Origin of the sequence: Nostoc sp., from assembly GCF_036918245.1 — a bacterium.
GTDB lineage: Bacteria > Cyanobacteriota > Cyanobacteriia > Cyanobacteriales > Nostocaceae > Nostoc.
Map to the genome: position 1 here is coordinate 20,858 of NZ_JBALEF010000033.1, position 19,082 is coordinate 39,939.

Annotated in this window: 19 protein-coding genes and 2 pseudogenes; 14 read left to right on the forward strand and 7 right to left on the reverse strand. The window is 44.3% G+C overall.

The genetic code is table 11. The features are described 5' to 3' along the window. Nucleotides 1-163: 163 nt before the first annotated feature. On the forward strand, nt 164-325 hold the full coding sequence (locus V7L12_RS07300; protein WP_335083437.1) for a hypothetical protein: 162 nt from the start codon (nt 164-166) through the stop codon (nt 323-325). 281 nt (nt 326-606) lie between these two features. On the opposite strand, the gene V7L12_RS07305 is transcribed toward V7L12_RS07300, so the two are convergent. Continuing rightward, on the reverse strand, nt 607-1,689 hold the full coding sequence (locus V7L12_RS07305) for a peptidoglycan-binding domain-containing protein (protein WP_335083439.1): 1,083 nt from the start codon (nt 1,687-1,689) through the stop codon (nt 607-609). A gap of 220 nt (nt 1,690-1,909) precedes the next feature. Between V7L12_RS07305 and V7L12_RS07310 the strand changes: the two are divergent. Both V7L12_RS07310 and V7L12_RS07315 read left to right on the forward strand, forming a co-directional pair. Further along, nucleotides 1,910-2,144 (forward strand): annotated as a pseudogene (locus tag V7L12_RS07310) (ABC transporter); the annotation flags it as partial. A 187-nt stretch (nt 2,145-2,331) separates the two neighbouring features. After that, the gene (locus V7L12_RS07315; protein ID WP_335083441.1) at nt 2,332-2,988 is read left to right on the forward strand and encodes a class I SAM-dependent methyltransferase; all 657 of its coding nucleotides are present in this window, start codon (nt 2,332-2,334) and stop codon (nt 2,986-2,988) included. A gap of 85 nt (nt 2,989-3,073) precedes the next feature. Here V7L12_RS07315 and V7L12_RS07320 read toward each other — a convergent pair whose 3' ends face one another. Then, nucleotides 3,074-4,030 (reverse strand): aldo/keto reductase, encoded by a 957-nt coding sequence (locus tag V7L12_RS07320; protein ID WP_335083443.1) that lies wholly within the window; start codon nt 4,028-4,030, stop codon nt 3,074-3,076. Nucleotides 4,031-4,234: 204 nt separating this feature from the next. Between V7L12_RS07320 and V7L12_RS07325 the strand changes: the two genes are divergently transcribed. Then, the gene (locus V7L12_RS07325; RefSeq protein ID WP_335083445.1) at nt 4,235-4,975 is read left to right on the forward strand and encodes an SDR family oxidoreductase; all 741 of its coding nucleotides are present in this window, start codon (nt 4,235-4,237) and stop codon (nt 4,973-4,975) included. A 112-nt stretch (nt 4,976-5,087) separates the two neighbouring features. On the opposite strand, the gene V7L12_RS07330 is transcribed toward V7L12_RS07325, so the two are convergent. Then, a complete protein-coding gene (locus tag V7L12_RS07330) occupies nt 5,088-6,839 on the reverse strand; it encodes a serine/threonine-protein kinase (RefSeq protein WP_335083447.1) in 1,752 nt (583 codons plus the stop codon). A gap of 100 nt (nt 6,840-6,939) precedes the next feature. On the opposite strand from V7L12_RS07330, the gene V7L12_RS07335 reads away from it, so the two are divergent. The 3 genes from V7L12_RS07335 (at nt 6,940) to V7L12_RS07345 (ending at nt 8,923) form a co-directional block, all read left to right on the forward strand. Then, nucleotides 6,940-7,281, forward strand: coding sequence for a PEP-CTERM sorting domain-containing protein (locus V7L12_RS07335; protein ID WP_335083449.1), 342 nt, complete (start codon nt 6,940-6,942; stop codon nt 7,279-7,281). A 294-nt stretch (nt 7,282-7,575) separates the two neighbouring features. Then, complete coding sequence (locus tag V7L12_RS07340; protein ID WP_335083451.1) at nt 7,576-8,472, forward strand: SDR family oxidoreductase; 897 nt, start codon at nt 7,576-7,578, stop codon at nt 8,470-8,472. A gap of 151 nt (nt 8,473-8,623) precedes the next feature. After that, nucleotides 8,624-8,923 (forward strand): DUF308 domain-containing protein, encoded by a 300-nt coding sequence (locus tag V7L12_RS07345; protein WP_335083487.1) that lies wholly within the window; start codon nt 8,624-8,626, stop codon nt 8,921-8,923. Here the strand turns inward: V7L12_RS07345 and V7L12_RS07350 are convergent. Together V7L12_RS07350 and V7L12_RS07355 are read right to left on the reverse strand one after the other, a co-directional pair. Next, complete coding sequence (locus V7L12_RS07350) at nt 8,841-9,341, reverse strand: GNAT family N-acetyltransferase (protein ID WP_334817480.1); 501 nt, start codon at nt 9,339-9,341, stop codon at nt 8,841-8,843. The genes V7L12_RS07345 and V7L12_RS07350 overlap by 83 nt on opposite strands. Nucleotides 9,342-9,585: 244 nt before the next feature. Beyond that, nucleotides 9,586-11,145 carry a YcjF family protein gene (locus V7L12_RS07355; RefSeq protein ID WP_334817479.1) on the reverse strand — a complete coding sequence of 520 codons (1,560 nt, stop codon included), beginning with the start codon at nt 11,143-11,145 and terminating at the stop codon, nt 9,586-9,588. 218 nt (nt 11,146-11,363) lie between these two features. Here V7L12_RS07355 and V7L12_RS07360 point away from each other — a divergent pair, with 218 nt between their 5' ends. The 4 genes and pseudogenes from V7L12_RS07360 to V7L12_RS07375 all read left to right on the forward strand — a co-directional run bounded on the left by V7L12_RS07360 (nt 11,364) and on the right by V7L12_RS07375 (nt 14,287). Further along, nucleotides 11,364-11,528 carry a hypothetical protein gene (locus V7L12_RS07360; protein WP_335083453.1) on the forward strand — a complete coding sequence of 55 codons (165 nt, stop codon included), beginning with the start codon at nt 11,364-11,366 and terminating at the stop codon, nt 11,526-11,528. Next, nucleotides 11,529-11,795, forward strand: a pseudogene (locus V7L12_RS33140) (carotenoid oxygenase family protein); the annotation flags it as partial. Between the two features lie 162 nt (nt 11,796-11,957). Then, nucleotides 11,958-13,421 carry a DHA2 family efflux MFS transporter permease subunit gene (locus tag V7L12_RS07370; protein WP_335083455.1) on the forward strand — a complete coding sequence of 488 codons (1,464 nt, stop codon included), beginning with the start codon at nt 11,958-11,960 and terminating at the stop codon, nt 13,419-13,421. A gap of 116 nt (nt 13,422-13,537) precedes the next feature. Beyond that, nucleotides 13,538-14,287: an SDR family NAD(P)-dependent oxidoreductase gene (locus V7L12_RS07375; RefSeq protein ID WP_335083458.1), complete on the forward strand. Its 750-nt coding sequence runs from the start codon at nt 13,538-13,540 to the stop codon at nt 14,285-14,287. Between the two features lie 406 nt (nt 14,288-14,693). Here the strand turns inward: V7L12_RS07375 and V7L12_RS07380 are convergent, their stop codons facing one another. Continuing rightward, nucleotides 14,694-15,686 (reverse strand): sugar-binding transcriptional regulator, encoded by a 993-nt coding sequence (locus tag V7L12_RS07380; protein ID WP_335083460.1) that lies wholly within the window; start codon nt 15,684-15,686, stop codon nt 14,694-14,696. 101 nt (nt 15,687-15,787) lie between these two features. Next, entirely contained in the window at nt 15,788-16,588 is an 801-nt protein-coding gene (locus V7L12_RS07385; protein WP_335083462.1) for an SDR family NAD(P)-dependent oxidoreductase, read from the reverse strand. Nucleotides 16,589-16,736: 148 nt separating this feature from the next. Here V7L12_RS07385 and V7L12_RS07390 point away from each other — a divergent pair, with 148 nt between their 5' ends. Genes V7L12_RS07390 through V7L12_RS07400 form a run of 3 tightly spaced genes read left to right on the forward strand, consistent with a single transcriptional unit; the run spans nt 16,737 to nt 19,081 of the window. Then, a complete protein-coding gene (locus tag V7L12_RS07390) occupies nt 16,737-17,102 on the forward strand; it encodes a hypothetical protein (protein ID WP_335083464.1) in 366 nt (121 codons plus the stop codon). Further along, nucleotides 17,095-17,787, forward strand: coding sequence for a TOBE domain-containing protein (locus V7L12_RS07395; protein WP_335083466.1), 693 nt, complete (start codon nt 17,095-17,097; stop codon nt 17,785-17,787). Before V7L12_RS07390 ends, V7L12_RS07395 begins: the two co-directional genes overlap by 8 nt. Beyond that, entirely contained in the window at nt 17,744-19,081 is a 1,338-nt protein-coding gene (locus V7L12_RS07400; RefSeq protein WP_335083468.1) for a mannitol dehydrogenase family protein, read from the forward strand. Before V7L12_RS07395 ends, V7L12_RS07400 begins: the two co-directional genes overlap by 44 nt. Nucleotide 19,082 lies beyond the last annotated feature (1 nt).

Sequence of the window (19,082 nt, forward strand, 5' to 3'; positions counted from 1 at the left end):
TTACCAATCCTTAAAATGAAAACTAATTTGAAAATTGTGTATGGAGCATGGGGCATTGGGCATTGGTTTTACCTAGCCTCCCCTTTTTCTCATTTTCCTTAACACTTTGAGAAACTTGATTAAAGACTGGTCAAAATGCTGGTATGTTCGCCCAATCTAAGCAATGTCTACGATGGGCTGTGACGCTGATGACGCTTGTGACGTTCGCGGACTCGCTATCGCCCTTGGTGTCTCCCTTTGGGATGATGACTCTAGAGCCAAGGGAGAAGACTTGCTAAGGGTGACACAAAGTTGTTCAGCTTGTCTTGATCGTCAAGGATACTAGCGTTTCTCATAATTTCTCCGATTTAGCAATGTTTGCAGCCTTTTTTTTTCATTTATGTAATTAAACTTAACAATTTAATTAATCTTTGGGAACTAACGAGCAAATACGGTTTACCGTACTCAAAGAATATGCAGAGATTGGGAGATGCAAATGGAAATCCCCCACGAAGAGTTATTCTCAAGCCTTGGTGGAGCTTTCCTCGCTCACTCCTGAATTATTCTTCAATAATTTCACTTTGAATTTTGGAACTGCATTCTCCATATATGCGGTTCCTCTATCCATTAATGTCCATCATTAGACCAATGGGGGCGATCGCTAGATAATTTAATCACACCGTAAGAACGGCCAACCTGCCATAAAGTAGGATTTTCATAACTCGTTCGTGGCTGATTAATACTAACTATAGTTCCACTAGCGTTTTTGATATTTAAGGTTCCTGACCAAGTAATTTCCCAATCAATTGCTAATCTTTGGGTATGACGAGAGGTAAGAACAGGTCGAAAAGCAATATTATAAGCAGACACCATTTCTTTAGCAGCTTGGACAGAACCAGCATTGGTGTAATGTAGCCAATTAATATCTACATTAGGCATAGGTGGAACATCTTTGGCAGCAATTTCATTATTACTAATACGAAAAGCATAGTGCATTAAATAAGCTCTTTCTGAGGGGCGGAATACTGAAGCGATATCGATATTAGCTCCGGCATTTTTTAAGGCTTGCTCAAAAGCTTGTACTTTTTGACGGAAGGGAGAAGCTAAATCATCAATTAAGTCGCTGTCTGGGAAAAAATTAACCCAGGCTTTTCCACTCAGTCGTTGTCTTAATCTTTTGGCGTATTCAGTTATGTTGTCTAAAGCCAACTCCAAATCAATGCCAAGCTTGGTTTTTGTTGTATTAGAAAGCTGTTGAGCTAATTCGGCTCGAAAATTGATGTCTCTTATTTTATAAGTTTCGGCTAGTCCTTTTGTACTGTTGGGGCCAAAGTCCCCATCAGCTACTAACGGCGGATTCAAACGACCGATCGCTGTTAAACTTTTTTGTAAATCCTTGACCTCATTCTCTCCAAAGTTAAGATAGGTTAATAATTTTTTTCCGGCATCGGTATAAATAGCAAAATAAATTGCAAAACCTTGCTCTAGCGCTTTTTTATAAGTAGCAGTATCAACAATTCCCGTTACTGTTAAAGCGTTACTAGTCTGATAATCACGAGTTGCTTGAGCTGTAATATTCCCAAAATCCCCATCAACGGCAGCAATGGAGAAGTCATAATTTAAAAGAAATTTTTGCCAAGCAGTTACAATCAGCCCTTCGGATTTTTTCTGGAGAGTCGGAAGTTGCAAAGCTTGAAGTTTAAAGCTCATAGTTTTTATTGAATGAAATAATTGTTTTCAGCTGATTTTTCTGTCACTATTCGTTGTACAATTTCAGTTGCGTCCGCTGCCAATTTGGTATCTCGTACTTCATTAGAGCGATTGTAGTTCAATAAACGCTGTTTTGCAAAACCCACTTCGGATTATAACATCCGCAGTTATACTAGCTTTTATCACGGATACTTAAAATAGGAAACAGCGATCTCTTTGACTTGTTGGCAAATGGGGTCAGAAACTTTCTGGAGGTCAGCCACAGTGAATTGCGTAGGTTAGCAAAAACCGCAGGTATTGCCCATGCTATTGTCAAAGATCCGCCAATTCTGATTTGAGATGAGGGTATTTCTGCGGTAGATAATGAAACCAAAGCGGCTATTCAAAAATCTCTGGCTATGATTACCCTAAATTGTACAACCATAGCGATCGCTCATCGTCCTTCCTATATACAGACGCCTCTACCCTTTTGTCCTTTCTGTGATATCTTGCGGCCAGTCGCTATGCCTAATACGTTAATTAAATTCATCCTATCAGGTGAGTCTAATGGGTGAGGTACAAGAAACACGAAGTATTGTACCTTGAGGCTAGAAATGGTTTTTGGCCCACCAATTTATCGGCTCAACAAGTAGGAAGTAGATAATGACTGTAAACCAAATTATTGGAGATTCAAAAAATCAGCTTTTTGCAAACTTTGGCAAACAGTTTTTTGCCTGGATGATGGCTTCAAGTACTAGTAAATACGATAAGATTGTCAGCGATCGCAAACGTTCTCTTTTTGCTAATCTCCAAGGTAAAGTGTTAGAAATTGACCCCAGAACAGGCGCTAACTTACCCTACTATCCTAAAGATATCCATTGGATAGGAATCGAGCCAAACTCACATACGCATTCCTCTCTTCAAAAACAAGCAGAAAAACTGGGTTTAAATATCGACCTCCGTATTGGTAATGCTGAATGGTTAGATGCCGAAGATAACAGCATCGATACTGTTGTTAGTACATTAGTTTTGTGCTCAGTGCCGAATATAGATTATACATTGCAGGCAATTTTAAGAGTACTTAAACCAGGTGGACGCTTCTTGTTTATTGAACATGTCGCTGCACCTCAAGGAAATTTATTGCGACAACTACAAAACACAATTAGTCCGATTTGGAAAGTTATAGGTAATGGTTGTCATCCAGATAGAGAAACTTGGATAGCATTAGGAAAAGCTGGTTTTAGTAACATCCATTATGAGCGATTTGATGCACAATTGCCAATTGTTAGTCCTCATCTTATCGGCGTAGCGACAAAGTGAAATAACTTTTAGCGGTTGCTGAATAAAAGTATGAATAAACCCCTGGCTAAAGCCGTGGGGTTTGTGAGCTTTTGCACCAGAGATTTTATGGATTCTCGCGCAGGAAAGTGTCAATATCGTTTAGTTCCTGCTGATTGAGGCGAAATTCTCCAGCACCAATGATTCCTTCCACCTGCTTGGGATTACGTCCGCCAACGATCGCCGCAGTCACCGCTGGATTATTTAAAGTCCAAGCGATCGCCACTTCGCCTGGTGAGCGATCGTGTTGTTGACCAATGTGTTGCAACACCTCAACTAACTTCAGGTTACGAGATAGACGTGGCTCCTGAAATTCACTATTGTTTTTGCGCCAATCATTATCTGGAAAATTAGCAACCCGCTCAGGTGTCATCTTTCCTGTAAGCAAACCAGATTGCATAGGTGAATAAACAATCACACCTATGTTGTTTTCCTTACAAAAAGGCAGAATCTCCTTTTCGACATCAGGCTTCACCAATGAATAAGGCGGTTGCAATGACGTAACTGGTGCAATCTCCTGGATACGTTTCAACTGTTCGACATTGAAGTTTGAAACCCCGATATTGCGAACCTTACCCTCATCCTTGAGCTTGGCGAGAGTCGTCCAGCCTTCTTCAACTTCTGAGTCAGGGTTGGGCCAGTGGATTTGGTAGAGGTCAATGGTTTCAATGTCGAGTCGGCGCAGACTAGCTTCAACCTCCCGCCGCACAGAATCCGCCTTCAAGCTGTGACCAATTTCGCCTTTTTCATCCCAGATTAGTGAACATTTAGTAAAAATGTAAGGGCGACTAGATCGACCTTTGAGCGCCTTAGCAACAATCTCCTCTGAATGCCCCAGACCATAGACAGCTGCGGTGTCAATCCAATTAACGCCGAGGTCAAGAGCGCGATTGATCGCTGCGATCGATTCCTGGTCATTTTGCTCTCCCCAGCCAAAAGCCCACCCACCTCCACCAATCGCCCAGGCTCCAAAGCCGATTGGGGTAATGTTAAGCTCTGAATTGCCAAGCTGTTTGGTTTGCATATCTACTTTCTTCAAGAATTTTTGAGTCAATTGCTACTTTAGGCTGCAAATATTATCTCAACAGCTATCTAAGGTGTGAATTACTACTGGTGCAAACACGACAGCCAATCACTCTTGAATGTTGTGTTGATACACACTACTTGTATACTAAACTTGCTCGAAGATAGTAACAGTTATCAGCGTCGATCAAAATAGAGAAGTAATATGTCAGAAGATTTAAAAGGTAAAGTTGCGCTGATTACAGGTGCAAACAAAGGTATTGGGTATGAGATTGCCCGCCAACTAGGTTCTAGAGGTGCTAGTGTTCTTGTTGGTTCAAGAGATATAGGACGTGGTGAAGAAGCGGCGAATAAACTTCGTCTCAGCCAGATCGATGCCCGAACAATTCAACTTGATGTGAGCGACCAAAAAACAATCGACTCTGCGGCTAAACAAATCGAGAGCGAATTCGGAAAACTTGATATCCTTGTGAACAATGCTGGAATACTAAGTGATAGCGATCGCCTTCCACCTAGTCAAGTTGATATTGAAACACTACGACATACTTATGAAACGAATGTATTTGGAGTGTTTGCAGTTACAAAAGCGTTGTTGCCACTTTTAAAGAAGTCAAAAGCAGGGCGAATAGTGAATTTATCAAGTAGTTTAGGTTTTCTGACTCAGAACTCCGATCCAAATTATGAATTCGCTGATTTTAAGCTTCTTGCTTATAACTCATCAAAGACAGCAGTGAATGCAATCACAGTTTTATTGGCTGCCGAACTTAAAGATACCCCAATTAAAATCAATGCTGCCGATCCTGGTTTTACAGCAACTGACATTAATCAATACCAAGGGTATCGCACTGTTGAGCAAGGTGCGATCGCAGCAGTAAGACTAGCTACTCTACCTAATGATGGTTCTAGCGGAGGTTTTTTTGATGAAAATGGTGTGGTTCCTTGGTAAAAAGTAGAGGGCATTGGGCATGAGTTATTCCCCTTGTCCCTTTGTCCCCCATCGTTCCTCTACGGGGAAGCAAGCTAACAAGAGCGTCATTACGAATTACGAATTATTAAACCTACCGAATATTAACCTCTTGCAAGTAATTTACTTCTTGAAGATATTCAACCTTAGTAGCCGAGTTTTTCGGGACGAATAAATTTGTTCTTTTTGCAGAAGCTATCTTTTGATTGTCAGCTAACACGCGTTGTTTTTGAGTATACTGATTCAATTTGACTTGAGCTTGAGCATAAACTAGAGTATCTTGGGGAATATTTTTGAGAAATTTTACAGCTCGATTGAAATCACCAATAGATGCTTGTTTATTGGCTTTCTGTAAAAAGTAAGCTGCTCTGATCTGCCGCTTTCGATTGTATTCAGCTAACTTGTCTTGAACTAAAGCACCCGCATGACTTTCTTGAGGAATTTGACGCAGATATTGTAAGGCGGCAGAAAAGTCTTTTTCAGCGGCTTTTTCGTAAGCTTTTGCTAATAAATCTTGCGTTTGTATTTCAATGTTTACGGATGCTTGCTGAACTATTTTATCTATTTTAGATTGCCAATATAAAATCTTTGGAACTTTAGCAGCAGCATGAAGAACATCTGACCATCTGCTCTGATTAAAAGCTGTTTGTGCGATTTCGTATTGCTGTGCAGCTATTTGCCATTGCTCTTGCCATTCTTCAATTGTAGCTTGCGCTTCTGGATAAACATTGCTGTGGGAAGGAATTGATTTAGCGAGTGCGATCGCTTCTGCCAAATCTCCTGCTTGATATTCTTTTGTTGCTTTATATAATGTATCTGTTTCTGAATATGCAGGTGCAGTATTAACTAAAGAATATACACCAAATCCCATCACTAAAGAATTAGCTGCCAATCCTACTTTCATTCCCGTTAATAATGGGGATGATTTTCCAAATGCAGAATTTTTCGCTACTTTTAAGGAAAATTGAGAATCTTCCTCTAATCTTTCTGATGCCTGAGTTTCCCAGATTATTTGTTTGAGTACCCGCAGCACTTCACCCGCAGACTGAAAGCGGTCTTGGTAATTATAGCGGATCATTTGGCTGAGAACAGCAGCTAGATAATCGTTAACTGGCGTGTTTTGAGAACGCCAAAAAATTTCATTAGTAGAAGGATCGGTTTTTAATTGTAGTGGTTCTAGCCCTGTTAAAGCCTGAATGGCAATCATACCCAAAGCATAAATATCACTGTTGGGCTGTGTTTGACCAATAAATTGCTCTGGCGGTATGTATCCCAATGATGTGACGGGAATTCTATAAATGGGCAATTCCGCACCTATGCCAAAATCGATCGACTGGATTGAGCCAAAGTCAATCATAACTAACTTGCGATCGCTATCACGTCTAATCAAGTTTTCCGGTTTGATATCGCAATGAATCACGCCTTGAGAGTGGACAAATTCTAGAATACCTAAGACATCGATCAGGAATTCTACAACTTCGCTTTCACTCCACAGACAGCCCCATTGTCGATCGATGGGCAATTCCGCAGTCAGCGCATGTCCTTCAATACACTCTTGCACTAAATAAAATCGCTCGTTTTCTTCAAAACAGGCGATGAATTCAGGAATTTGGTCATGGCTTCCCAGAAGTTTGAGGGTTTGGGTTTCAGTCAGAAACAGTAACCTCAGCATCTCCAAGTAGCCAGATTCGGAACTGCTAACTTTAATCTGCTTAACAACGCATTTGGGATTCTCTGGATAATCTACGTCTACAGCTATGTATGTTTGTCCAAACACCCCTGCACCGAGGCTTTGGACAACTTGGTAACGCCCTTGTAGTAATTTACCGATTATGTGGTAGGTCATGACCTGGTTACTCAGTAAGTCCTTTTATTTAGTTTTTCTGACATTCCCTCCTGTTTCCGGAATGCTTGAAAAATATATATCTTGAACTTTTGTTACTAAAATGCCAAATGAATTTATTAAGTATTTTTACTTAAATATCTGGAATTTTGCTCTCAACTCCAACGCCATTGCAGATATTAACGCCAGAAACGGAAATTTTTTCTCAATTGGAGGTGCGCTTCAAGGGGATCTTGTTGAGGAATATCTTTTTTCTGAGAGTGGTGGTCAAGCATTTGCTAAACTTGTGGTCGATACCAATTTAACCCCTGTTCCAGAACCTAGCGCCCTTGGCGGGATAATGGTTGTTGGTGTTGGTGGCTGGTGGCTAAAGCAAAATGGCACTAAGAAAAGTGCAAATGTATTATTTACAAGGGTTTTATCACTTGGGAAAAATGTAGATTAATGAAGCAGCGATCGCAAACTGAGAGTTGCAGATTATTCTGATTCCCGACCTTAAAACTATTAGTTTTCTAAACCCCTTATCAGGCAACTATTTCAGCTTTTATTAGTGCCATTCCTTTCTTAAACTACTTAGTAAACTGAGAGTTTGTGACGGGAGCAGCCACAAGCGCATCAATTAGCCCGTGCCTAAGTCTTACATACTCTGGAACATTATTCTGCTCAAAGGGTGAGGAATCGTTCTCCTCAATGCTTGATACTTGAGTCTTGAATTGCAAAACTATCAAAAGAACAAGTGATGAAAGACGAGCGATTAGAGATGCAAGACCCCCGGCAGCAATATCCTGCTCCGCCCTTTCCCGAACAACCGCAGTCCGTACCAGGACTTGCTCAAAAGATGCAGCCCCAACCGGATCACGGTGAGCAGAGCTACATTGGATCTGGAAAGCTTGCAGGTCGGAAGGCATTGGTCACGGGAGGCGATTCTGGTATCGGGCGCGCTGTTGCGATCGCATTTGCGCGGGAAGGTGCTGATGTGGCGATCGGCTATCTTAAGAGCGAGGAGGCTGATGCTCAAGAGGTGATCCAATTGATTGAACAATCAGGGCGCAAAGCGGTCGCACTTCCCGGTGACATCACCGACGAGCATTTTTGCCAAAAGTTGGTGACAGATGCAGTGCAATCTTTGAACGGTTTAGATATTCTCGTGAACAATGCTGGCGCACAGACATCTTACCCATCAATTAGCGATATCACGACTGAGCATTTCGATAAAGTGATGAAGACAAACCTCTACGCGCTATTTTGGATTACCAAAGCAGCCGTTCCACATCTCAAGCCCGGAGCATCAATTATTAACACCACTTCGATTCAGGCATATCAACCTTCAGCGAGTCTGCTTGACTATGCGCTGACGAAAGCGGGCATTGAGAATTTCAGCAAATCTCTCGCCAAACAGATGATCGAGAAGGGAGTGCGCGTTAATGCAGTCGCACCCGGTCCATTCTGGACACCGCTACAGCCGAGTGGTGGTCAGACCCAGGAGAAGATCGAGAAATTTGGTTCTGAAGTTCCGCTCGGAAGACCCGGTCAGCCTGTGGAAATTGCTCCTGTGTATGTGTTGCTTGCTTCCCAAGAAGGCAGCTACATCACGGGAGAAGTTTATGGTGTAACAGGCGGCATCGGGATTGCCTAGTTCAAAATGTTGAAACGACTCTAGGAGAACTTTTATAAGAGTCACTGATCTTGAAAATAGGGAAAACCTTCAGATTAATTCTGCTTGGTTAACTGCGATCGCCACCGGAAAGGGCGGGTACGCCATCGCAATCGTCATGATTGTATTAGGCATGATTGCGTTGGCGCAGCCCGCCGCAGGCATCGCATTTCCCTTCTTTGCGTCCGTTACTTCAGCGCTAGTATTTGGCTGGATTTTTGTGTTTGCCGGAATTGCTCAAATCATTTATGCCTTTGAGTCCATTTGTGCTGGTTTTGTGGCTTGGAAGCTTGTTTTAGGGATTCTATCGAATGCTGACGCTGCATTTTGGACAGTCTTCACGCGCTACCTTAATAAGAGTGGTGTTGCCAATCTGTTCGGCTCAAGCGATAAACAAAGCACTCATCGTCACCAAATCGTCGATACTCAATAAATTGGAAGCCAAGACGTTCATAGAAGCGGTGAGCGCGAGTATTACTAGCTAGCGGATCAATGATTACAGCCGTCACAGATGAGTCTGCGAAACATCGGGTAATTGCTAGCTGCATCATTTTTGTGCCATAACCTTTACCCAAATCAGTTGCTTCCCCGATCCAAATATCAATGGCACGAAAATTGGCTGCGACATCGCCCCAATAGTGACTTTCCTCTCGTGCAGGATCTATGATCTGGATAAATCCGATGGGACGACCTTCGATTTGAGCAATCAATTGCTCCCTCCAATCAGGATTACGATCTAGTTCCACCTCCCAGCCCCAGTCATCGTTAGGGTCTGAAGCAATCACATGAGGTTGATCGTCCCAATGTCGCAGTAGATCCAAATCAGCAAAGGTAGCATGTCGTAAGTTCATCTTCGTTGGATTCGTCTCTAAGTGTATAGGCTGATTTACAGCTATTTTCAGGTAAATAGACCACGCGGGAAGGGCGCAAGACCTTGCACCCCTACAACAGATGTGGTTCAAATACATGAAAACTGCTGTAATTTGTTGCCTATCCGACAAAGTATTTTTTCCTCGAAAAATTTCAATGCTCTTGCAAAAAAGCAAAAGCATTTTTTACATTTTTACACTAATTTTTTATAAAAAAAATTTATAGTTATTGAGATTCCTCTCTGCTTTCTTGTTCTTCGATCGCTTCAGATTTATCTTGTAACGGCTTCACCACTCGCGCGATCGCTTCTTGAATAAAAGCCTTGATAAATTCATCTCGGCGATTAATCTGAAACTGTCGCTGTACAACTTCCGTCATTCCACCATCACCCCAATCTTGGTCATGACGAAAATATTCAATGAAACTTTTACCTGCAATTCGCGTTAAATAAGCTGCTGTCACGCCTTGAATTGCTCTACCAATAATAAAGGTGGCAACATTGAGTTGCAACGCTGTAGATAATAATTGAATTGCTCCTTTGACAATGCCCAAACTAGCGATGGTTTTCGCTAAAGAAAGGGCTAACTCTCGTCCCCGTTCCATATTCAATTCACAGCCATACACTCTGCCAATTTCCACAACCATTTGAGCATTAACAGCAGCTGTCGCCAATAAATCTACCACTGGTATCGGCGTGACTGATACCACACCAGCACCAATCCATTGAAACCGTTCTACGATTTTGTCAGCTTGACGACGACGCTGGCCATCGATGAGTTTTCGCGCTTCGTCTCCCAATCGTAGAGATTGCAAAAGAATATTATCCGCCACCAAATCTTCACCTTCGGCGCGTAAAACAGCAGCCGTGCGCCGCAGCAACGGAACAATATCAGGTTCCGGCTGGAAGGTTTCGCCAGTTTCGAGTTGTGCAGGTTGAGGATTAGCAGCGATCGCTACCACATCATTAGTAGCAATAAATCCCCGTACCCGTTGACGCAATCTCGCGAGGATGGATTCTTTATCTTCATCTGTATATAAATCAGTTTTGTTCAGCACCAAAAGCGATCGCTTGCCAATTTCTGCCAACCCCCGCAGCGGCTCATATTCTGAGCGGCGTAAGTCATTATCTACCACAAACAACAGTAAATCTGCTTCTGTTGCCAGTTCTCGCGCCATCTGTTCCCGTTCCGTTCCCGCCACTCCTGCTTCTAAAATTCCCGGCGTATCTGTAATTAAAATCTTGCGTTCTAATCCCTTCAACCGCAGACAATAGGTTTCTCCAACCTGAGTTGTACCCATCGGTGCATCCACCTGACCGACCATGCGTCCCATAATCGCATTAACTAGGGAAGTTTTGCCAGCACTCCCCGTACCAAATACCACTACTTGAATTTCACCCCGTGCGAGGTTGGCTTCAATCTCTCGCGATCGACTTAATAAAGCTTGGCGTGTGACTTCATCTTGAATTTGTGCTACCTGTTGGCGCACAGCCTGGAGAGTTGTAGAAGCAGCATCAGATTTGCCAGCCGGAATTTGTGCCGCACTCACTCGCTTCGGGTTGCGGCGCGATCGCTTTTCCCCGGATCTAATCACCAATACATAATAAACAAAAGCTGCAACCAAGGCTGCAATCAGGATAATCAGCAGCAACAGCAGTAAATTGCCTAGCAACGGCGAATAGGATAATTGCCAATAGAGGCGTGATAGGGAATCAATTAGCCATAGGGCTAGCCCCAAAATGACGATCAGACCGACAATCAGCGTTACTATGCGTGACAGAGGCATGGGTGGGAAGGTTTAGTAAGTATTCAGTAGGCAGATGCTTCTAATCTTAATAGTTTCAGCATTTTTTACCAGAGTAGTGAGAAGGAGGCAGGGGGCAGGAGGAAAACAGCCTTTCTTGATAAACCAACAACGCTTACTCCATTTTTTGCATCTTTAAAAAATTGCAACAATGTAAGAATGCAATTGTCTACATTATCAATATTTCCAGAAATTTTACTATGCATACTATTACTAGAAAGTCAATAAATAAATCTTGGGCTAGTGCGATCGCAGAACCAGCAAAAGAATTTCCCGTAGCGCAGCGATGCCTACGGCGGCATACGCAAGTTGGGCAACCTTGGCGCTATACTTATGTATCATTACTTACAGCTATTTTCAGGTAAATAGACCACGCGGTAGGGGCGCAAGGCCTTGCGCCCCTACTACAACAGATGTGGTTCAAATACATGAAAACTGCTGTAATGCCCCAAAGAGGGGATATAGGCAAAGAATGGTTCGGTGCGATCGCCCGCTTCGACTACAAAACTGAAACCCTCACCGAAGCAGACTTAGGAGAAAACCGCTATGCTTCAGAACCCATCCACGCGCAAGATGCCCAAAACCCTGAGCTAGGCTGGGTGCTAACTGTTGTATACGATGGTAATTCTCATGTTATCAAGCACAACAAAAGGTTTCTGATGCCCAAGTCGCGGCAATAGTAGAGGCGCTGCGACTAGCTGCACCGCAAACTGGCATCGCAAATGATAGACTTTACAGTGAATATACGTATGCAAACTATTCACAACCGTAAAGTCAAAGGTGGAGGCTAAACGTTGGCACAATTCCAAGCAGAACCTCTGGCTTTGTCAGGGTCTCAAAAAAATTGGGTCTTATTCGGTGTCGGACTTGGGGTGTTCATGTCTACCCTGGATGTGGGCATCATTAATGTTGCTTTGCCCACATTAGTGCAAGCCTTTAACACCAGTTTTCCTACCACCCAATGGGCTGTATTGAGTTACCAGTTGGTCAGTTCCGGTTTAGTTTTGGGAGCAACGCGCTTGGGGGATATGTGGGGTAAGAAGTCCTTATACCAGGGGGGACTTATTCTGTTTACTTTCAGTTCGCTGTTGTGTGGTTTTGCACCGGGTATTGAGTGGTTGATTGGCTTTCGGGCACTTCAAGGACTAGGTGCTGTGTTCATTTCTGGGCTTGGTTTAGCAATTATCACAGAAGTTTTTCCCTCTTCCGAGCGAGGTCGGGCTGTTGGCATCATCGGTAGTGTAGTGTCACTGGGAATTGCTTTTGGCCCCTCTGCTGGCGGATTGCTTTTAAGCTGGTCAGGCTGGCATAGTATATTCTTCATCAATGTACCCTTGGGGATTATCGCTAGTTTCTTAATAGCTCGCGTAGTGCCACCTTCTGCACGCATTGAGGGCAAACAGAAATTTGACTTTTTGGGAGCCATATTGGCTTTATTGACTCTGGGTAGTTTTGGTTTTGGTATGACGCTAGGGCAAAGCCAGGGCTTTAGCAGTACTAATGCATTGGTATTATTAGCGATCGCCGCCGTGAGTTTCATTACATTTTTGGTAGTTGAAGCGATTCTAATGCAGCCACTACTAGAGCTAAAGCTGTTTCGCAATCTTCAGTTGAGTATGGGTTTGCTAAGTGGCTGGTTAGCATTCATTGTTATTGGCGGTTCGCTACTCATCGTTCCTTTCTTTCTAGAGAGCGTCAAGCATTATCCGACAGTAAAAGTAGGGCTGTTACTAGCCGTATCACCTGTACTTAGTGGGCTAATTGCTCCCCTAGCTGGAATACTTTCAGACCGCTTTGGCGCTCGACTAATCAGTTCAATTGGGCTGGGGTTGATGATTGGCGGCTGTCTGGGGATTAGCACCTTTGATGCTCAAATTACTGAGTTAGGTTATGTATCGCGCTATTTTATTTACGGCATTGGACTGGGTTTATTCCAATCGCCCAACAACAGCACTGTTATGGGATCGGTACCGAGGGAACGGCTAGGGATTGCTTCTGGGCTTTTGTCTTTGTCACGTACATCAGGTAACACCGTAGGAGTTTCTCTAATTGGGGCAGTATTTGGAGCCTTAATCGCTAGTATGTCTGCGGGTGCAGATGTCTCTGTTGCCCCTCCTAATGCGATCGTTGCGGGGTTTCAAGGAACTTTTCGCTTTGCAGCCCTAATTCTGTGTGGGGCAGCTGTTGCATCCGTTTTGAGGACCGGTAAGAGGTGGCAGGCAGGGAAGCAGGGGGGCACAGGAGCAGGGAAAGAATAATTAATGCCCAATGCCCAATGCCCAATAATAGTAAGTGCAAAGCTTGCGATCGGACTGGAAGGGAAAGAATAATTAATGCCCAATGCCCAATATTCAATCATTAAGGAGTTAGATAAATGACTGGGAAATTAGAAGGAAAAGTAGCGATTATCACTGGGGCTTCAGCGGGAATTGGAGAAGCAACTGCGATCGCTTTGGCTTCAGTTGGAGCAACAGTAGTACTTACTGCTAGACGGGGCGATCGCATTCAAGCATTAGCAGAACGCATCGAAGCTAGTGGTGGCAAGGCATTGCCTATTGTCACCGATGTAACTGATGAAACTCAGGTAAATAACTTGGTGGCAAAGGCCAATGCAGAATTGGGAAGAGTCGATATCCTTGTGAATAATGCCGGGATTGCCTTGCTAGGAACTATCGAAGCTGGAAATAGCTCAGACTGGCGGCGATCGTTTGACCTCAACGTATTGGGACTTTTATATGCGACTCATGCTATTTTACCTCTGTTGAAGGCGCAAAAATCGGGGCATATAGTCAATATTTCCTCAGTGGCTGGCCGGACAGCGCGGGCGGGCGTTGGTGTTTACAATGCTACCAAATGGGGTGTTAATGCCCTCTCGGAAGCATTGCGCCAAGAAGTCCACAAAGACAACATCCGCGTCACGATAATCGAACCTGGTTTGGTGGATACGGAAATTGACAACCAAATTACCGATCCCGTTGCCAAACAACGGATTCAAGAACGACGCAATTCAATTCAACCTCTGCAAAGCGAAGACATTGCTGCTGCGATCGTTTACGCTCTTACGCAACCACCGCGTGTTAATGTCAACGAAATCCTCATCCGACCAACGGGACAAGAACATTAAAATAATTCGTAATGACGCTTGTGACGCTCGATGACTCGCTCTAAGCGAAGCCATGCCGTTGGCGTTCGCGTAGCGTGTCGCAGACAAGCCTCTCGTTCGCGTTAGCGTCTCCGAAGGAGAAGAGAAGGCTATGCGCTAAAGCGTCTCGTAGAGAAGGGAGAAGACTCGCTAACGTAATTCGTAATTAAAGACTGTTATGTAAGGGGATTTAGAACCCGATGTTTCTTGGATCTGTAGTACCTCTAAGAGGAAGAAAGCTACGCGTAGCGGGCAGGGAACGACTGAAAAAAACGCCACGTAGACGGTCTTAGCTTCTCTTTTTGGGAGATGGGGAATTAAACCCAAAAATTACGAATTATGAATTACTAACTCAACACCTAGCATAAATTATCTCACTTAGTATTTACTAAATCTTAGAAAGAATCACTTGGGCCGCAGCTTCATCGGTAATCAATCCTGTAATTAACTTGCCATGTAGAGCAGCCAAAATCGCCTCTGCCTTTCTCACACCGCCCGCCACACCAATAATCAGTCGATGAGTCGGTTGTTCGAGGGCTACACTGGCAACCCGACTGTTTGTCCCTTGTTGTAGTAATACTCCACGAGCGCTGTAAGCCCAACCTGCAATTTCTCCTACTGCTCCCAGTTCAATCAATTCAGCCACCTCATCGTCATTGATGAAGCCGTCTTGATGTAACGGAGCATTCCAGGCAATGTGACTAATTCCGACAAAGGTTGCTTTGGCTTGCTCTGCAAGAGTTTTGACGGCGATAAACGATCGCTGAGTCTGCAAGAGTTCTCGTTCTTCAACACTAGTTGCGACAACGGGAGTCGGCACTGGGTAAGCTTGGGAACCGACGCGATCAGATAAATGCATAACCACTTCGTGACGACCTGCACGCCCAGAGTGGGACATATTGCCAATAATTGACACAATCTTATGCTGGGGTTGGTTCATTGAGGGTATCTGCTCCACCATTGTTCGCAATGTGCGACCTGATGACAACGCCAGTATGGTTGGGGTTTTAGCCATCAGGTAAACCTCTAAGTGGGTGGCAGCACATACACCAATTCCATATAATGTATCACCACTACCTGCGTCAGTTGGTACTACTTCACAAAGTGACAGAGCAAAGCGATCGCGTAACGACTCAGCCAGAGCAATGCATTCACTCAGGGGATGATCGAGTCGAAATTTAATCAATTTTTCACTGACTGCCAGTGCCACTAAGCGTTGTGCAGCTTGCCGGGACACATTGAGCTTGGCGGCAATTTCTTCTTGCGTATTGCCGGCGATGTAATAGAGCCAAGCAGCATGAGCAGCCAGGTCTAATTTGCGCGCCCTAAGGGGCAAGCCAGCCTTGCTGGCATCGCGCCGCTCCAAAAACGGTTGTCCCATATACTACCTGCAAAAACTATGTATCTGTCAAAGGTATGATTGCATTTTTTAGAAGATATGCCCAAGGATATAATCTTTGCTCAATTATTTTTAAATTTCTATTATCCCCCAGTAACCTCCAAGTTAAAGCCAGTAATGTAGCTTGCCTCTTCGCTCATCAAAAACGCTACTCCATTCGCCACTTCTGACAAACTTCCCAAACGCCGCATTGGCACGGAATTGATCATCTGTTGCTCAACTACCTTGGGATCGGCATCAAAGTATTGTGACCCTACTGCTGCTTGCAATTCGGTTTGCCGCGTCCACATAAAACCAGGGCCGATGAGCGCAGGCGAGAGCGCATTCACGCGGATGCCGTAGGGAGCCAAGTCTTTCGCTGCCGTCTGAGTAATTCCAATCACCGCAAACTTTGAAGCAGCATAAGCCAACATATTTGGCGGCCCAACCACGCCTGCATAACTCGCCATGTTGACGATCGCACCTCCACCTGCATCGCGTAGTTGCTGTGCAGCCGCCTTGAGAATGTGGAAAACGCCGATAACGTTGATGTTGATCACCTTTTGAAAGTCGTCTTCAGGATATTCGTCAGTTTTGGCAAACACTCCTTGATAACCCGCATTATTAAATACATAGTCAATTCGCCCAAGCTGCTTGACAGCGCCAGTAAAAGCTTTGGCAACATCATCACTAGATGTAACATCACAACGAAACGTGCCAATTGGAACGTTGTACTCTTTTAGTTCCTGAGCGACATCTGCCATCTTCGGTTCATTCAAATCTAGCAGGGCTATTCCTGCCCCATTAGCAGCAAAACGGTGTGCAGTTGCCTTGCCAATATCTCCCGCACCGCCAGTAATTAGGATCGTCTTACCTGCAAACTGATAAGTTGCTTTTGCCGTCATAGATTCAACCTCTTATTGAAGAATTGTTGCAAATGGCCGTGATGGAAATCAGATTGGTATGATTTCTATTATTGAGCTTTTGCCCAAAAATAGAGCATAAAATCAAAAATTTATTTCGTTCGGTTTTTTACTTTAAAGGAGTTATGCGATGCGTATTCGCCGCTTCGCTAAAGTGCTAGCTGCATTTCTCGCTGGAGTGATGCTGGTGCATTTGCTATATGCTTGTTCACCGCGCTCCCAAGCCGCAGAGAAAACTAAACTAACGATCACCACTGTTAATAATGGCGACATGGTGGTGATGCAAGGGCTTTCTCGCAAAAAGGAATATATTCAACTGGTTGCTAAGGAAAATGGCTGGGTTGCCGTACCACCAGGGACTCGGACTTCCACATATCAAAATCCCAATTATCAAAAAGCTGCACCCTTTGCTGAAATCGTGCTGGGAGCGATCCAATCTGCTGATGTTACCCGTCCATCTGCACAACCAACTCCGTATAAGGGAGTTCATGTTTGATGAGCCATTGTCCAACCTGGATGCTTCTTTGCGGGTGCAGATGCGGATTGAGCTTGCCAGTTTACACGACAGCCTGCAAGCTACGATGATTTATGTTACCCACGATCAAGTTGAGGCAATGACCCTTGCCGACAAAATTGTGGTATTACAAGGCGGTATCATCGAACAAGTGGGTTCTCCTTTGGAAGTGTACCATCATCCCCGCAATCTATTTGTTGCCGGATTTATTGGTTCACCGAAAATGAACTTTATCTCGGTTACGGTGTCAGCCGTCAATGACTCTGGGGCAACAGTCAGACTCCCTGGTGACGCAACTGTAATGATTCCGGTGAAGCCTCAAACCCTGTCAGTTGGGGATAGAGCAACATTAGGGATTCGTCCCGAACATCTGGAACTCGATCAAAATAACCCAAGCGTGAATGGTGAAGTATTAGTTGTAGAACGATTAGGCAAAGAAACCTATCTCTACATCAAAATTGCCGGTGGCGAAACTATAGTTGTGCAAACAGATGGAGATAATCCAGCCATTATGCACGATTACGTTCCGATTTACATTAATGGTGAGCTTTGCCATCTGTTTGATCAAAACGGTGAAGCCATTCCCAAAGTTCATCGTCACCACCTAACCCAGAATCAATCACATGAACAGCAATATCAGCACAGGATCAGCAATCAAGCTGAATGAAACATCTCTGTCTCATTTAGGAAATAACATTCGCGTACCCAATTACGATCGCCATCAAATTACTAACGGTATTGTCCATATCGGTGTGGGTGGGTTCCATCGCGCACATCAGGCATTATATCTGGATAATTACTTTTATCAAAATCCCGATAGTGAATGGGGAATCTGCGGAGTTGGGCTACTAGAATTCGATAAACGGATGCGGGATGCACTGAATTCTCAAGATTGTTTGTATACCTTAGTGGAAAGATCACCATCAGGCGATCGCGCTCGTGTGATTGGAGCAATTACAAAATATTTGTTTGCTCCAGATAACCGCCAAGCAGTAATTGACACCTTAGCAGATCCCAAATGCCGCATCGTCACCCTCACCATTACCGAAGGAGGCTATTACTATATTGAAGGTAGCGGTGAATTCGATGCCAATCACCAAACAATTCAGTACGATTTGCAGCATCCCGACGAGCCAATAGGAGTATATGGCTTTTTGACAGCAGCTCTTAATCGCCGCCGTCAACAAGGAATAGCACCGTTTACCGTCTTGTCCTGCGACAATTTGCAAGGTAACGGCAACATTGCCCGCAAAATGTTAACCGCATTTGCCCAAATGCAGAACCTGGAATTGGGAAGTTGGATTGCCGAACAAGTAGCCTTTCCCAACTGCATGGTCGATCGCATTACCCCCGCCACCACCCCAGCAGATATCAAAATGGTGGCGGAACAGTTTAATATCGATGATGCTTTTCCAGTTGTTGCCGAACCGTTTCTTCAGTGGGTAGTCGAAGACAATTTCAGCGCAGGTAGACCCGATTGGGAATCAGTTGGCGTGCAGATGACCAGCGATGTTCATCCCTACGAGATGATGAAAATCCGGCTACTCAACGCCAGTCACTTGCTGATTGGCTATCTCGGCTCCTTGGCAGGTTACACCTACGTTCATGAGGTCATGGCTGATCCATTAATTCGGCAAGCCGTCGATAATTTGATGGCAGAAGTTACGCCAACACTGCAATCTGTGCCGGGAATTGATTTAGACGATTATAAAAAGACCTTAATTGAACGCTTTGCCAATCCCAAGATTCGCGATCAACTGCCGCGTCTGTGCCTCAATAGCTCCGCCAAAATGCCAAAATTTGTTTTAGGCTCAGTTCATGACGCGCTACGCAAGGGTGGGGCGATTGATTACATGAGCCTCACGGTTGCTGCTTGGTTCCGTTACCTGAATGGCTACGATGACCAAGGTAACTCCATCCCGATTGATGACCCAATAGCAGGTACTTTGACTCAACTATAGC